The 14,382-nt window shown below is 63.6% G+C and carries 13 protein-coding genes; 10 read left to right on the top strand and 3 right to left on the bottom strand.

Going from position 1 to position 14,382, the window contains the following annotated elements; genetic code table 11:
- Positions 1 to 58: 58 nt before the first annotated feature.
- On the bottom strand, positions 59 to 886 hold the full coding sequence (locus tag ACFSNN_RS04875) for a p-hydroxycinnamoyl CoA hydratase/lyase (RefSeq protein WP_134460568.1): 828 nt from the start codon (positions 884 to 886) through the stop codon (positions 59 to 61).
- 137 nt (positions 887 to 1,023) lie between these two features.
- Between ACFSNN_RS04875 and ACFSNN_RS04870 the strand changes: the two genes are divergently transcribed.
- The 9 genes from ACFSNN_RS04870 (at position 1,024) to ACFSNN_RS04830 (ending at position 11,965) form a co-directional block, all read left to right on the top strand.
- Complete coding sequence (locus tag ACFSNN_RS04870; RefSeq protein WP_134460571.1) at positions 1,024 to 1,524, top strand: MarR family winged helix-turn-helix transcriptional regulator; 501 nt, start codon at positions 1,024 to 1,026, stop codon at positions 1,522 to 1,524.
- Positions 1,525 to 1,873: 349 nt separating this feature from the next.
- Entirely contained in the window at positions 1,874 to 3,103 is a 1,230-nt protein-coding gene (gene mhpT / locus ACFSNN_RS04865; protein ID WP_134465502.1) for a 3-(3-hydroxy-phenyl)propionate transporter MhpT, read from the top strand.
- An 84-nt stretch (positions 3,104 to 3,187) separates the two neighbouring features.
- Positions 3,188 to 4,327 carry a porin gene (locus ACFSNN_RS04860; protein ID WP_134460574.1) on the top strand — a complete coding sequence of 380 codons (1,140 nt, stop codon included), beginning with the start codon at positions 3,188 to 3,190 and terminating at the stop codon, positions 4,325 to 4,327.
- Between the two features lie 10 nt (positions 4,328 to 4,337).
- Positions 4,338 to 6,071, top strand: coding sequence for a tannase/feruloyl esterase family alpha/beta hydrolase (locus tag ACFSNN_RS04855; protein WP_134460577.1), 1,734 nt, complete (start codon positions 4,338 to 4,340; stop codon positions 6,069 to 6,071).
- Positions 6,072 to 6,424: 353 nt separating this feature from the next.
- Positions 6,425 to 7,900: an ATPase domain-containing protein gene (locus ACFSNN_RS04850; RefSeq protein WP_134460580.1), complete on the top strand. Its 1,476-nt coding sequence runs from the start codon at positions 6,425 to 6,427 to the stop codon at positions 7,898 to 7,900.
- A gap of 6 nt (positions 7,901 to 7,906) precedes the next feature.
- The gene (locus tag ACFSNN_RS04845; protein ID WP_134460582.1) at positions 7,907 to 8,257 is read left to right on the top strand and encodes a response regulator; all 351 of its coding nucleotides are present in this window, start codon (positions 7,907 to 7,909) and stop codon (positions 8,255 to 8,257) included.
- Between the two features lie 206 nt (positions 8,258 to 8,463).
- Entirely contained in the window at positions 8,464 to 9,897 is a 1,434-nt protein-coding gene (locus tag ACFSNN_RS04840) for an MFS transporter (RefSeq protein WP_134460585.1), read from the top strand.
- A gap of 41 nt (positions 9,898 to 9,938) precedes the next feature.
- Positions 9,939 to 11,138 (top strand): CaiB/BaiF CoA transferase family protein, encoded by a 1,200-nt coding sequence (locus ACFSNN_RS04835; RefSeq protein WP_134460588.1) that lies wholly within the window; start codon positions 9,939 to 9,941, stop codon positions 11,136 to 11,138.
- A 2-nt stretch (positions 11,139 to 11,140) separates the two neighbouring features.
- Positions 11,141 to 11,965 carry a citryl-CoA lyase gene (locus tag ACFSNN_RS04830; RefSeq protein WP_134460591.1) on the top strand — a complete coding sequence of 275 codons (825 nt, stop codon included), beginning with the start codon at positions 11,141 to 11,143 and terminating at the stop codon, positions 11,963 to 11,965.
- A 29-nt stretch (positions 11,966 to 11,994) separates the two neighbouring features.
- On the opposite strand, the gene ACFSNN_RS04825 is transcribed toward ACFSNN_RS04830, so the two are convergent.
- On the bottom strand, positions 11,995 to 12,759 hold the full coding sequence (locus tag ACFSNN_RS04825) for an IclR family transcriptional regulator (protein WP_134460594.1): 765 nt from the start codon (positions 12,757 to 12,759) through the stop codon (positions 11,995 to 11,997).
- A 280-nt stretch (positions 12,760 to 13,039) separates the two neighbouring features.
- Between ACFSNN_RS04825 and tehA the strand changes: the two genes are divergently transcribed.
- A complete protein-coding gene (tehA, locus tag ACFSNN_RS04820) occupies positions 13,040 to 14,056 on the top strand; it encodes a dicarboxylate transporter/tellurite-resistance protein TehA (RefSeq protein WP_134460597.1) in 1,017 nt (338 codons plus the stop codon).
- Positions 14,057 to 14,114: 58 nt separating this feature from the next.
- Here tehA and ACFSNN_RS04815 read toward each other — a convergent pair whose 3' ends face one another.
- The gene (locus tag ACFSNN_RS04815) at positions 14,115 to 14,363 is read right to left on the bottom strand and encodes a hypothetical protein (RefSeq protein WP_244322888.1); all 249 of its coding nucleotides are present in this window, start codon (positions 14,361 to 14,363) and stop codon (positions 14,115 to 14,117) included.
- Positions 14,364 to 14,382 lie beyond the last annotated feature (19 nt).

The raw sequence follows: 14,382 nt of genomic DNA, 5'->3' as shown, positions 1-14,382 counted from the left end.
TCTCGCTGCATCGCTCGCCGTAGTCTGCGCGAACTGAAATCCACGCCGATGCGGCGGGTCAGCGCTTGTACGTTTGCAGACCCGGCTTGATCGCCTTGTCGTCGAGGAACTGCTTGAGGCCCTGTTCGCGGCCGCCTTCCGGATCGCGCAGTTGCGCCTGATCGAGCTTGGCGTACAGATAGTCTTCGTTCTGATCCCACGTCAATTCGCGGCAACGCTTGAATCCATGCTTGGCGGCGCGCAACACCACCGGATTCTTCTCGAGCAGTTTGCCGGCGAGCGCACGCGTCGCCTCGCGCAGTTCGGCACGCGGCACGCTCTTGTTGACGAGGCCCATCTGCGCCGCTTCCTGACCGGTGAAGGTCTCGCCCGTCATGATGTAATACAGCGCCTGGCGATGCCCGACGGTATCGGCCATTGCCTTGCTCACCAGATTGCCCGGCGGAATGCCCCAGTTGATTTCGGAGAGGCCGAAGGTGGCTTCGTCGGCGGCGATCGCCAGGTCGCACGCCACCAGCGGCGAGAAGCCGCCGCCGAAGCACCAGCCGTTGACCATCGCGATGGTCGGCTTCGAGTACATGCGCAGCAGTTGCCATTGCCAGCGGCACGCGTCACGGCGAATCTTTTCCTGCAAGATTTCGGGGCCGGCGTCGACTTCGCGGAAATATTCCTTCAGGTCCATGCCGGCAGTCCATGCGTCGCCTTCGCCCGAGAGCACCAGAACCTGCGCTTCGGCGTCGAGTTCAACGGCTTCGAGCACCTCGATCATTTCTTTGTTCAGCGTCGGGCTCATGGCATTGCGCTTCTCGGGCCGATTGAACGAAACCCATGCGATTCCTTCCGCGACATCGACCTTGACGGTTTTCCAACGGCCTTCATAACTCATCTGTTTTCTCCGTGAACGTTGGCCGCGACCGCAGCCTGATGAACACATTTAATATCAGGCTGCCTGATATGTAAAGCGGAAATTCACGCGCTCGGTGCAAACCCCTAGCGGCGGAAATCGCTTCGAGGCGCGCTAAGATGCGGGATAGAACGAACCTCCTGTCCAAGATGAGCAAAAATCAAAATACGTCTGCCGAGCCCGCCGCCACGCGCACTCGCCGCTCCAGCCTGCGCCTGACCTATGTGATCGGCAGTCTCGACCGCATCCTGCGGCGCCGCATGACCGAAGCGCTCGCGCCGCTCGGCCTGACGCTCGCGCAATTCACCGCGCTTTCGGTGCTCGAAGCCAAAGGGCAGGCGTCCAATGCGCAGGTCGCCGAGCGTTCGTTCATCACGCCGCAGTCGGCCAATGAAGTGATGAACGCGATGGCCGCCCGCAACTGGGTGAGCCGCGAACCGGATCCGACGCACGGCCGCATCGTGCTGCTGCAACTCACGGACGAAGGGCGCGCCGTGTTACGAGAATGCGAGCAGGCCGTCAAGACCATCGAAAAGCAAATGATGGAAGGCATCGAGCTCGACGCCGCCGGCGCGGTCCAAAGCCACCTCGAAACTTTCGTTCGTAATCTGCGCGGCTAGATCCGCTCGCGCCGCGCCGCAGGGTTGCTAGGTGTTTTCACCGAACAATTTGCGCTTGTGTTATCAGCCTACCTGATATTAAATCCAGTCCACGATGCAGCGTGTGGAGACGCGCCGCATCGCCTCGAAGCAAATGCTCCGTCGTCTGGCCATCGAAACGATGCGCCGCGCGCGGCGGTGTTCGCTGCGCTGCTGCCGGGCATTCCATCGCGGCCTCGACGATGATCTGACGCCCGCTTGCCGAATCCGTCCGTCGTGCAGGACGGCGGCCTGGCATCTGCTGCCTTTCAGCGAAACCGGAAAACCACGCCATTTAATAAGGATCACTAACGTGAAAAGAGCCGGAACATTGAACTCGACCGAAGCCACCCCGGTCCCGGCAGCGCCGAGCCGGACAGGCGCCTTCGTCACCCTCGGATTGTGCTTTGCCATCGCCCTGCTCGAAGGTCTCGACCTGCAGTCGGTCGGCGTCGCCGCGCCGCGCATGGCGCGCGAGTTTGGTCTTTCGGTCGCGCAAATGGGACTGGCGTTCAGCGCCGGCACCTTCGGCTTGCTGCCCGGCGCGATGTTCGGCGGACGGCTCGCCGACCGCATCGGCCGCAAGCGCGTGCTAGTGATATCCGCGTGCCTGTTCGGCCTGCTGTCGATCATGACCGCACTGGTGAGCGACTTTCACACGCTCGTGATCGTGCGAGTGCTGACAGGTATCGGACTCGGCGGTGCGTTGCCGAATCTGATCGCGTTGTCGTCAGAAGCGGTCGAACCGCGCTCGCGTAGCACCGCCGTGAGCGTGATGTATTGCGGCATTCCGTTCGGCGGCGTGATCGCGTCGGTGATCGGCGTGTTGAGTGCGGGCGACACCGAGTGGCGCCACATTTTCTATGTCGGCGGTGCGGGACCGCTCGTGCTGGTGCCGCTGCTGCTCGTATTTCTCGCGGATTCGAAGGCGTTCACCAAAGCTTCGCGCGATGGGCAAGCCAAGCCCGCGCCGGTCGGCGAAATTCTGTTCGGCGGCGCGCGTGGCCTCTCCACGGTGCAGATCTGGATCAGCTACTTCTGCACGCTGATCGTCCTTTACTTCCTGCTCAACTGGCTGCCTTCGTTGATGGCCGCGAGCGGTCTGACGCGCGCGCAAGTCGGCTACGTGCAGATCTTTTTCAACATCGGCGGCGGGATCGGCGCGTTGTGCATCGGCATGTTGATGGATCGCATGCGCTCAGGCGTCGTGGTGGCCGGTATGTATGTCGGGATCATCGCTTCGCTCGCGACGCTTTCGACGGCGCACGGCTTCGGCGCACTTGCGGCTTCTGCTTTCTTCGCGGGGATGTTCGTGATCGGCGGCCAATCGGTGCTGTATGCGCTTTCTGCAGCGTTCTATCCGACGGCCATGCGCGGCACCGGCGTCGGCGCGGCGGTGGCGGTGGGCCGTATCGGCTCGGTAGTCGGGCCGCTCGCCGCGGGTCAATTGCTGGCGATGGGCCGCAGTTCATCGACCGTGATCGGCGCGAGCATTCCCGTCACGCTGATCGCGGCAGCCGCCGCGCTGCTCCTGCTGCGCCGCCCGCGCGCCGACGACTGAGCGTCCGCACAAGACCCGATAACAAGACCCGACAACACCCAACAACAACACACAGATTCATTCAACGGTTCGGAGACACCCTTCATGCAAGCATCCGCACGTCTATTACTCTGCGGCGCATTGTGCGCCGTCAGCGGCGCCGCAGCGGCCCAATCGAGCGTGACGCTCTACGGCATTGTCGATACCGGCATCGAATACGTTTCGCACGCGAACGCCGCGGGCAAGAGCGTGTTCCGCATGCCGTCGGTCACGGGCGAATTGCCTTCGCGCTGGGGTCTGCGCGGCAATGAAGACCTGGGTGGCGGCTATAGCGCGGTCTTCACGCTGGAAAGCGGCTTTAACGTGCGCGCCGGCGATCTCGGCCAGGGCGGACGGCTGTTCGGGCGTCAGGCGTTCGTCGGCATCAAGAGTCCGTACGGCACGGTCTCGTTCGGCCGTCAATACACGATGACGTACCTCGCGCTGATGGGCGCGGATCTGATCGGCCCGGACATCTACGGTCTGGGCTCGCTCGACGCCTACGTGCCGAATGCCCGCGCCGACAACTCGGTGGTCTACCTCAGCAGCTATGCGGGCGTCACGCTCGGCGCGAACTACTCGTTCGGCCGCGACTCGGCCGGTACCGGCAACTCGCCGGGCCAGGGCACGTGTACGGGATCGGTCGCCGGACAGGCCACTCAATGCCGCGAATGGTCCGTGATGCTGAAGTACGACGCGCCGCTCTTCGGCGTCGCGGCATCGTATGAAGAGCAGCGTGGCGGCAGCACCGCGGCGGCGAATTTCTTCGACGGCATCGCGCCGACTCCGCTCACCCGCGCCGCCGACAAGGACATCCGCACGCATGTGAGCGCCTACGCGAACCTCGGTAAGGCCAAGCTCGGCCTGGGATGGCTTAACCGTCGCGTCGAACCGGGCGCGGACACGATTGCCAGCGTGCGCTCCAATCTGTTCTTCGTGGCCGCGTCGTACAACGTGACGCCCGCTTTCATCGTCGACGGCGAGGTGTATCACATCACCAATAGCGAGCACGACACGCGCGCCACGATGGGCACGCTGCGCACTACCTATCTGCTTTCGAAGCGCACCGCCGTCTACGCCCAGGGCTCGTATCTCGCCAATAGCGCGAAGGCGCACTACTCGGTCAGCGCCGGGGGCGGCGGCACGACGCCCACGGCAGGCACCGGCCAGACCGGCGCGATGGTCGGCATTCGTCATTCGTTCTAGGAGACACGGCATGAAGTTCACCTCTATCGCGCTCGCCGCGGCCGCAGCGCTCACGCTCGCCGCGTGTGGCGGCAACGATCTCGGCAGCACCGCCAACACCGGCGCCAATTCGTCCACCTTGCCGCAACTGAGCGCGGCCACACCCGGCACGCTGGCGGGCAATTGCGCGGCACTCGCTGCGAAGCTCTCGTTCGCCAACACCGTCTTCACCACGGTCACAGACGTCGCGGCGGGCACGCTGAAAGTAGCCGGAAAATCCATCGCCGAACATTGCCTGATTCAAGGCAGCATGAATCAGCGGGTCAGCAGCGTGGACGGCAAGACCTACGCGATCGGCTTCGAAATGCGCCTGCCGATTGCATGGAATGGGCGTTTCTTCTATCAGGCCAACGGCGGACTCGACGGCAATGTGGTCACGGCCACCGGCGAGATCGGCGGCGGCGGTCCCACCAGCGACGCGCTCAACATGGGCTTCGCGGTGATCAGCTCGGACGCGGGGCACAGTTCGGCGCAAAATCCCCTGTTCGGTCTCGACCCGCAGGCGCGGATCGACTACGGCTACAACGCAGTCGCCACGCTCACGCCGATGGCCAAGCAAGTCATCAAGCTCGCGTACGGCAAGGCGCCGGACCGCAGCTACTTCGACGGCTGCTCCAACGGCGGACGTCATGCGCTGGTCGCTGCGGCACGCTCATCGGCGGAGTATGACGGCATCATTGCGGGCGATCCGGGCTTCCATCTGCCGAAGGCGGCCGTCGGCGAAATGTGGAGCGCGCAGCAGCTCGCGAAAGTGGCGACCGCGACGACCTCGAACGGCCTGCCCGATATCACGACCGGCTTCACCGCGGCGGAACGTCAAATGGTGGCGTCGAAAATACTGTCAAAGTGCGATGCACTCGACGGTGCGACAGACGGCCTCATTCAGGATATCAAGGCATGCCAGGCAAATTTCAGCCTTGCCACCGACGTCCCGACCTGCACGAACAACGTCCGCGACGGCACGTGTCTGACGAGCGCGCAGAAAGACGCCGTCGGCAATGTGTTCTCCGGTGCGCGCAGCAGTGCGGGCACGGCCCTCTATGCAAGCTTCCCATACGACGCCGGACTTGGCCCCGGCTGGTCCGCATGGAAGCAGGCCAACTCGATCACGCTCGACCCGGCCGCGGCCGCCTTCACGTTCACCACGCCGCCGCAAACCGCTGCCGTGTTGAGCCGGTTGTCCGCGTACGCGCTGAGCTTCAGCATGGACACCGACGCGCCGAAGATCTTCGCCACCAGCGGCGCGTATAGCGAGTCTGCCTGGTCGTTCATGACGCCGCCCGACGAAACCAATCTGAGCGCATTGAAGCAGCGCGGGGCAAAGCTGATGGTCTATCACGGCACGAGCGACCCGGTGTTTTCATCGAACGACACGACCGACTGGTATCAGCGGCTCACGGCAGCCAATAGCGGCGACGCGTCGAACTTCGCGCGCCTTTACACGATTGCCGGCATGAACCACTGCAGCGGCGGTCCGAGCACCGACCAGTTCGACATGCTCACACCGCTCGTCGCATGGGTCGAACAGGGCAAGGCGCCGGACAGCGTGGTCGCGACCGCGCGCGACGCGAGCAATGTCGCGCCGAACCCGGACGTGCCCGCCGGCTGGGGCGCGGGACGCACGCGGCCGCTTTGCCCGTACCCGAAGGTGGCGCGCTATCAGGGCGGCGACGTCAACGCCGCGAGTAGTTTCGCTTGTAGCTGAGTCAAGGGCGGGCCGCCGGCCCGCTTCGCCGTACCCGCCTCGTGCATGCAATGTACCTTTGTACTATCGCGTGCACGAGGCGCGGCCCCATTCTTTCGTCTTCCTTCCTGCCACCGCGTTGAAAATTCACCGCCATCCGGCGGTCGGCAACGCTCTGCCTGCGCGTCTCGCACGGTATGTTCAATTTGCGGTTCGCCAAGCGCCTCGCCCCCCGGTAGAATCCCCTGCATCTCATGCCGGCGCGCAGCGTCGCCGCCCGGAGCGGGAACACGAATTGCTGCAATGATAGTTTGAGCAATAGACGGTTCCTGTGCGAGCCATCGCTTCTCCGCACTTTGAACGACTCTTCGACAATGACTAACCACGAATCTCAGACGTCTTCCCGATCCAACGTGGAAACGGGTGTCCCCGGTCTCGACGAGATCCTGGGCGGTGGTTTGGTCCGCGGCGGCGTCTATCTGCTGGAGGGCATGGCCGGCGCCGGCAAGACGATCCTGTCGAGCCAGATTGGTTTTCATCGTGTAAGCCAGGGCGAGAAGGTGTTGTACATGACCTTGATCGCCGAATCGCACGACAAGCTGCTGGGTCATCTCAAGGGTCTGAGTTTCTTCGACGAGAAGGCGGTCGCCCAGCAGATGCTGTTCGTGTCCGGCTATCACGAACTGATGAAGGACGGCCTGGATGGCTTCCTCAAGCTGATTGCCTCGAGCATTTACGATTACCGTCCGAGCCTGATGATCATCGACGGCTTTCGGAGCGCGCGTGAATTCAGCGAGACCGAGCTGTCGCTGTCCAAATTCATCCACGAGTTGAATGCGCTGGTCGCGGCCATGGATTGCACGACCTTGCTGCTCGCGCCGCTGTCCGGCAACGAACCGCATCCGGAACATACGCTCGTCGACGGCCTGGTCGAACTGAATCGCTACAGCGACGGCATGCGCCGCGCGCGCGAAATCGAAGTCCATAAGATGCGCGCGCGCAATCATCTGATGGGCAAGCATTTCTTCCGCATCGCTGAAAGCGGGCTCTTGATGTTCCCGCGCCTGGAAGCGCAACCTGCCGCGCAACCGGGTCCAGTGGATCTGAAAGCACGGCTCGGCTTCGGCCTGCCGCATCTGGACGGCCTGCTCGGCGGCGGCTTTGCGCAAGGCTCCACCACTACGCTGATCGGGCCGTCGGGCGTCGGCAAGACCCTCCTCTGTCTGCAATTTCTCGCGGCCGGCGTCGCGCGCGGCGAACGCTGCCTGTACCTCGGCTTTTACGAAGGGCCGCAGCGGCTGATCGGCAAAGCCGAGGCCGTGTCGATCGGACTCGCGGACGCGTATCAGGACGGCCGGCTCGTGATTCAATGGCAACCGGCCATTGAACTGGCCGTCGACGAACTGGCGGCCACCGCGCTCGCCACAGTCAAGAAGATCGGCGCGTCGCGCATCGTCATCGACGGTGTGGAAGGGTTTCGCGATTCCGCGTTGCGTACCGAACGCTTCGGCCTGTTCCTGAATGCGCTGCTACACCAGCTTCGCGAAGCCTGCGTCACCACGTTGCTGACCGAAGAGCTGCCGCTTTACGCCGACCCCGGCCATGCGAAGAGCGTGCGCGTCTCGGCGTTGACCGAAAACCTCGTGCTGCTGCGTTACGCTGAAACGGACACGGGTCTGCGACGCATGATTTCCGTGGTCAAGCAGCGTGAAAGCGCCCACGACACTTCCTTGCGCGAGCTTGTGATTTCGTCTGAGGGCCTCGACGTCATCGAAAACTCGGGGAGCCCCGCCAGCCTGCATTCGCCGGCCGGCCTGTCGGCCACGTTGCCGCAGCGACGAAATACCTAGCCGACCATGAAAACCATTCTGGTCGTGGACGACGAGTTCGACATCCTGACAGTCTGGCGGCTGCTGCTGGAGCGGCACGGCTATACCGTGCTGACCGCGTCGAACGGGGCCGCCGCGCTCGAACAGATACGCAATACCCGGCCCGACATCATCGTGTCGGACTGCATGATGCCGGTCATGTCGGGGCTGCAGTTGTGCGCGGCGCTCAATGCCGATTCCGATCTGCGCGCCATTCCGATCATCCTGTGCAGCGCAGCCGCGGATATCCCCGTGCAGCCGAATCCCCGCATTGAATATGCGCGCAAGCCGCTTTCATTCGATGCCTTGCTGATCATGCTTCAGCGTATGGGCGCGTAAAAAAATAAAAGCGCGGTAGGAGCGCCGGAACGCCCGTGCGGCGGACCGGCGCAAGCATCCATCCGCAAACGCCAATTCCTCTTTCTAGGTAAAACCCCGAATTCCCGGCACTTGCCACACCGGCTACTCTCCGCACATCCATTAAACAGAACGTCGTTCTATCTAACAGAACGACACTGACGAGAGACACCTGAAGGAGGAATTCCATGGCAAGCCTGCCGTTCGACGCGTCCGGCGCGTCGCCCCACTCAAGCGCCGGCGCGTCGGGGCTCACGCCCGGCGTCAACGCGCGCATCGACCGCCTGCCCGCGACGCGCGCGGTGTGGATGCTGGTGTTCCTGCTGTCGATCGGCGGCTGGTTCGAGTTCTACGACCTGTTCTTCACCGCGTACGTCGGTCCTGGCCTCGTCAAAAGCGGGGTTTACTCGACGACCACCGCGTCGTTCTTCGGCGTGTCTGGACTTGGCGCGTTCGTGGCGGCGTCGTTTGCCGGGCTCTTCATCGGCACGTTCTTTCTGGCGGGCATGGCCGACCGCTACGGCCGCAAAACCGTGTTCACCGTGTCGCTGCTGTGGTACTCCGCCGCGACGCTCATCATGGCGCTGCAAAGCACGGCGCCCGCCATCAATCTGTGGCGCCTGATCGCCGGCATCGGCGTGGGCGTCGAACTCGTGACGATCGATACGTACGTCAGCGAACTCGTGCCTAAACATCTGCGCGGCCGTGCCTTTGCTTTCGTGCATCTGGTGCAGTACACGGCTGTGCCGTCGGTTGCGTTTCTCGCGTGGTGGCTGGTGCCGCGCACGCCGTTCGGACTCGACGGCTGGCGCTGGGTCGTGATCATCGGCGCGTTGGGCGCGGTGGTGGTGTGGGCGATTCGCCGGCGCGTGCCGGAAAGCCCGCGCTGGCTCGCGCAGCAAGGCCGCGCCGCCGAAGCCGAGCAGGTGCTGCAGGCGCTGGAAGCGAAAGTCGCCGCGCAATACGGCAAGCCGCTGCCGCCCGCCGTGCCGACCGTCGAACCGGCGACCACCAAGGCTGCCTTCCGTGAAATCTGGCAGCCGCCGTATCGCAAGCGCGCGATCACGATGCTGGTGTTCAATCTGTTCCAGGCAATCGGCTTTTACGGCTTCGCCTCATGGGTGCCGACACTGCTCGTCTCCAAAGGCGTGACGATCACGCACAGTCTGCTGTACTCGTTCGTGATCGCTGTGTCGAATCCGTTCGGACCGCTGATCGGCATGGCGATCGCGGACCGGATCGAACGGAAGACCTTGATCGTGCTGTCCGCGCTCGGCATCGCCGTGTTCGGCAGCCTGTTCGCGATACAAACCTCGCCCGTCATGCTGATGACGCTCGGCGTGCTGATCACGCTGAGCGGCACGCTGCTCTCGGTCGGCTATCACGCGTATCAAACCGAACTCTTCCCGACGCGTTTGCGGGCGCGCGCCGTCGGCTTCGTCTACTCGATGTCGCGTCTCTCCGCGATGTTCTCCGGCTTCATGATCGCCTTCGCGCTGCGTCACTTCGGCGTGAGCGGCGTGTTCGCGTTGATCAGCGCGTCGATGGTGATGGTGATGGGCGCGATCGGCATCTTCGGGCCACGGACCAACCATCGCAATCTCGATGAGATTTCGCACTGAAGAACCGCACTGAATCGCACTTTGAACAAGAGGTTTTGAACATGACGCTGCCGTTGGCTGGAGTCCGCGTACTGGACTTATCGAATGTATTGGCCGGGCCGTTTTGCGCGTATCAGCTCGCATTGCTCGGCGCCGAAGTGATCAAGGTCGAGCATCCGGAAGGCGGCGATCTGGCGCGGCGCCTGGGCGCCGACAAGGACGCGTCGGCGCGCAACATGGGCGCCTCGTTCGTCGCCGTGAACGCGGGCAAGCAGTCCGTCACGCTCAATCTGAAAGACCCGCGCGGCAAGACGATTCTGCGCGAGCTTGTCAAAACCGCGGACGTGCTGGTCGAAAATTTCCGGCCCGGTGTAATGACACGGCTCGGCCTCGATTTCGAGGCGCTGCGCGAGGTCAATCCGAAGCTCGTGTATTGCGCGATCTCCGGCTTCGGCATGGACGGCGAGTTTTCAAAACGGCCTGCCTACGATCAGATCATTCAGGGCATTTCGGGCGTGATGAGCGTGACCGGCGATGCCGACAGCGCACCGTTGCGCGTCGGCTATCCGGTGTCGGACACGGTGGGCGGTCTCACGGCGGCGTTCGGCATTTGCGCCGCGTTACTCGACGCGCGCGCCACGGGACATGGCCGCATGCTCGACGTGTCGATGCTCGAAGCCACGCTCGCGACCATGGGCTGGGTCGTCTCGAACTTCCTGAACGCCGCCGTCACACCGACGCCGATGGGCAACGAAAACTTCACAGCGGCGCCGTCGGGCACTTTCAAAACCGGCGACGGCCCGCTCAATATCGCCGCCAACGAAAGCAAACAGTTCGCGAGCTTGTGTCAGTTGATCGGCCGAGCGGATCTGCTCGACGATCCGCGTTTTTCCGAGCGCAACGCGCGCAAAGTGAATCGCGCCGCGTTGAAAGCGGAAATCGAAGCGGCACTCGCGCGCGACAGCGCCGCGAACTGGGAAGCGCGTTTCTTTGAAGCCGGCGTACCGGCCGGCCGCGTGATGTCGGTGCCGGAGATTCTCGCGCATCCACATCTGGAGTCGCGCGGCTTCATTCGCGAATTCGCCGCGGATGCGACCACGGACCGCCAGCGCGTGACCCGCGCCGGCTTTCGTCTGCACGATGCCGACACGGCACCGAACACGCCCGCGCCGGTTCTCTCGGCTCACACGCGTGAACAACTTGCCGCGCTCGGTTATGACGACGCACACATCGATCAACTACGCGCCGAAGGAGTGGTCTGAACATGACGCAAGCATTCGATGCAGCGAAGCTCGCTGCCGACTACTGGAGTACCTCGATCATCGACATTCATCCGGGCTCGATCAACGTGCGTGGATTCCCGATTCAGGAGTTGATCGGCAACATCAGCTTTCCTCAGATGATCTGGCTGATGCTGCGCGGCGAATTGCCCGACACCGAGCAGGCGCGTTTGTTCGAAGCGGCGTTGGTGTCGTCGGTGGATCATGGGCCGCATGCGCCGTCGATTGCCATCTCGCGGATGGCGACCAGTTGCGGCTTGCCGCTGAACGGCGCGATGGCCTCGGCAATCAACGCGTTGGACGACGTGCACGGCGGCGCCGGCCAGCAGGCAGTCGAACTGTACGACGCTATCGACGCGCGCATGCAAGCGGGCGCCACGTTGGAATACGCCGTCGAACAAGGTGTGGATGCGTTCATCGCGGCGCACGGCAAATATCTGCCGGGCTTCGGGCATCGCTTTCATCCGGTCGATCCGCGTGCGCCGCGGCTTTTGGCGCTGGTGGACGAGAACGTGCGTGCGGAGCGTATCAGCGGACGCTATGCCGCGATCGCGCGCGGCATAGAAGCGCTGCTGATGAGCCGCAAGAGCAAGCCCGTACCGATGAATATCGACGGCGCCACCGCCGTGATCTACGCCGAACTTGGCTTTGCGCCCGAGTTGGCGCGCGGCGTGTTCTGCCTGTCGCGCGCGGTCGGCATTCTGTCGCATGCATGGGAACAGCGCGGACGCAAGGAGCGCAACAAAGGTCCGATGCCGCGCCAGATGGCCTACACGTACACCGGCAAGCCCGAGCGGCATTTGGCTTGAGCCGCTTGCGCCGAACTGCCGGTCCTGAACTACTTGTCCTGAACTTCGGCCGCGCGCCGCTGCGCGCTGCGCATGGCGCGCGAATCACCGCCCAAGGCGTCGGTGGCGCGCGCGGCGCAATCGAATAGCGCGCCGAGATTGCGTTCGAGAAACGCCTGATCGATCCGCGAACTCGGACCGGCCAGCGTCAGCACGCCACGCAGGCTCTGGCGCACGCCGAATACCGGCATGGAAATACCCGCCGTCTCCCGGTCGCGTTCGCCGATCGACACACAGTAGAAGTCCTCGCGAATCTTCTCGTACGGCGCGCCCGGCATGCCGCTGAAGGCGAGCAATGCGAGGCCGCCCGAGCCGCTTTCCAGCGGCAGCACGTCGCCTTCGCGCACGTGAAAACGCACCGCATGCCTGGAATCCACCCGATGCAGACACACTCGCACCGCTTCGTCACGCACGTAGAACGACACGCTTTCGCCACTGGTTTCCGCGAGCTCGCGCATGAGCGGCACGACAATATCGCCGAGATTCAGGCTGCGTTGATACAACGCGCCCAGCATGAAGGTGGCGGAGCCGAGCTGATAGCGGCCGTCGTCAAGACGCAGCAGCAGGCGATGCTGGATCAACGAGCCCGCGAGCCGCAACAACGTGCTCTTGTAGAGCCCCGTGCGCGCCGCCAGTTCGGCGAGCGTGAGCGCGTAATCGTCCGGCCGGAAGGCGAACAGGATGGCGCAAGCACGATCGATGACGGCAACACCTTCGCTTTCCTTCGTGTTCGATTTGTCCGCGGGCGTTGGCATGGATGGCGTTACTTCATAGGGAAGCGGAAATTTTACGCCATGACGCCCGGCTGTCATACCCGCCACGGGCGCTTTGGCGCGGATTCCGCGCGGGATCCCGAACTCGCGCGGCAACCCCGGCGCAAACTCCCGCCGGATGCGGCACACCGCATCTTGAGACGATCGCGCGATTTGTTGAGCGCGCCCAGCATTCAGCGTTTGGCCGCGGGCTTTTAAAGTACGTCATCGATCGCGCGGAGCCGGAACAACGGAGCGCGACGCAACTTTCGGAGGATCGGTGATGAACAGCAATCGTGGCACGATTCCAGTTGCTTTCTTCGGGATCGCGGTGGGCGCGCTGGCGTTCGCCAATTTATGGCGCGTGGCGATCAGGCTCTGGCATTTGCCCGCTCTGGCAGGCGACGCGATCACGGTAGCCGCGCTCGTCGTGTGGCTCGTGATTCTGGTGGCATACGGGCAAAAATGGCTGACGCATGCCGACGAAGCCCGCGCGGAAATGCAGCATCCGGTGCAATCGTCGTTTGCGGCGCTCGGCCCTATTTCGAGCCTGCTCGCTGCCCAGCTTCTGCAACCTTACGCGCACAGTTTGGCGCTCGCGCTGTACGGTGTCGCCGTGGTCGCGCAACTCGCTCTTGGCGCGTATTTGCATGGACGGCTCTGGCAAGGCGGCCGCAAGCCCGAACTGGTGACGCCCGCCATCTATCTGCCAACGGTGGGCGCGAGCTTCGTGGCGGGCACGGCTTCGGCCGCCTTCGGCTTTCACCAACTGGGCGAACTCTTTTTTGGCGCAGGTTTGCTGTCGTGGCTCGCGATTGAATCGTTGATCCTGCATCGCGCCGCCGTGCATGAACCGCTGCCCGACGCATTGCGCCCGGTGCTGGGCATCCACCTTGCACCGCCGGTGGTGGGCGGCGTGACCTATCTGAGTTTGAGCAACGGCACGCCTGACCTGTTCGCCATGATTCTGCTTGGTTATGGCTTGTACCAGGCTCTGCTGCTCCTGCGTTTGCTGCCGTGGATTCGCCCACAGGCCTTCACGCCGGCTTACTGGGCCTTTAGCTTTGGCGTTGCCGCCCTGCCGACGATGGCGCTCCGGATGGTCGAACGAGGCACGACGGGTCCGGTTGAATACGCCGCGCCGGTTCTGTTCATCGCGGCGAATGTGATCATCGCGATTCTGGCGGTGAAGACGTTGGGCTTGCTGATGAGCGGCAAGCTGGTTCCCGCGACTGCGGTTACGGGTGCCCTGCCCGCACCGCGGACGCCCGCCGGTTCACGCATCGCACGGGCCAGCTAAGCCGGTCGGACTGCTTTGCTTCAGTGAGACGGGACGCAACGAGATGAGCCGCGTCCCGTCACATCTTTCTGAAATACATCAACGCAACGCCATGACGATCAGCACCGCGCCGACTATCGCCACCGCTGAAGCCGCCAAGCACGAGACGCGCGCCGAATTGCATCGGCACGGTGCGGCTAGGAGTTCTCGGCAGCTGACCGATGATCAGTTCGACGATGGCCAGCACCGTAAAGATAATCGGCGCGGCGGTGAAGCCGAGAAATGGCAGCGGCGTGCCGTCGCATACTCCGATCGGCGCATCGGTCATCGCATCGCATGCCCCCCGT

The organism is Paraburkholderia dipogonis (assembly GCF_042680985.1).
Taxonomy (GTDB): domain Bacteria; phylum Pseudomonadota; class Gammaproteobacteria; order Burkholderiales; family Burkholderiaceae; genus Paraburkholderia; species Paraburkholderia phytofirmans.
Note: the sequence above shows the minus strand (reverse complement) of the source record. Positions and strands in the feature narration are given on the sequence as shown.

Coding starts and splice junctions, on each gene's coding strand:
- ACFSNN_RS04875 (WP_134460568.1), bottom strand. CDS start 886: ATGAGTTATGAAGGCCGTTGGAAAACCGTCAAGGTCGATGTCGCGGAA.
- ACFSNN_RS04870 (WP_134460571.1), top strand. CDS start 1,024: ATGCGGGATAGAACGAACCTCCTGTCCAAGATGAGCAAAAATCAAAAT.
- ACFSNN_RS04860 (WP_134460574.1), top strand. CDS start 3,188: ATGCAAGCATCCGCACGTCTATTACTCTGCGGCGCATTGTGCGCCGTC.
- ACFSNN_RS04855 (WP_134460577.1), top strand. CDS start 4,338: ATGAAGTTCACCTCTATCGCGCTCGCCGCGGCCGCAGCGCTCACGCTC.
- ACFSNN_RS04850 (WP_134460580.1), top strand. CDS start 6,425: ATGACTAACCACGAATCTCAGACGTCTTCCCGATCCAACGTGGAAACG.
- ACFSNN_RS04845 (WP_134460582.1), top strand. CDS start 7,907: ATGAAAACCATTCTGGTCGTGGACGACGAGTTCGACATCCTGACAGTC.
- ACFSNN_RS04840 (WP_134460585.1), top strand. CDS start 8,464: ATGGCAAGCCTGCCGTTCGACGCGTCCGGCGCGTCGCCCCACTCAAGC.
- ACFSNN_RS04835 (WP_134460588.1), top strand. CDS start 9,939: ATGACGCTGCCGTTGGCTGGAGTCCGCGTACTGGACTTATCGAATGTA.
- ACFSNN_RS04830 (WP_134460591.1), top strand. CDS start 11,141: ATGACGCAAGCATTCGATGCAGCGAAGCTCGCTGCCGACTACTGGAGT.
- ACFSNN_RS04825 (WP_134460594.1), bottom strand. CDS start 12,759: ATGCCAACGCCCGCGGACAAATCGAACACGAAGGAAAGCGAAGGTGTT.
- tehA (WP_134460597.1), top strand. CDS start 13,040: ATGAACAGCAATCGTGGCACGATTCCAGTTGCTTTCTTCGGGATCGCG.
- ACFSNN_RS04815 (WP_244322888.1), bottom strand. CDS start 14,363: ATGACCGATGCGCCGATCGGAGTATGCGACGGCACGCCGCTGCCATTT.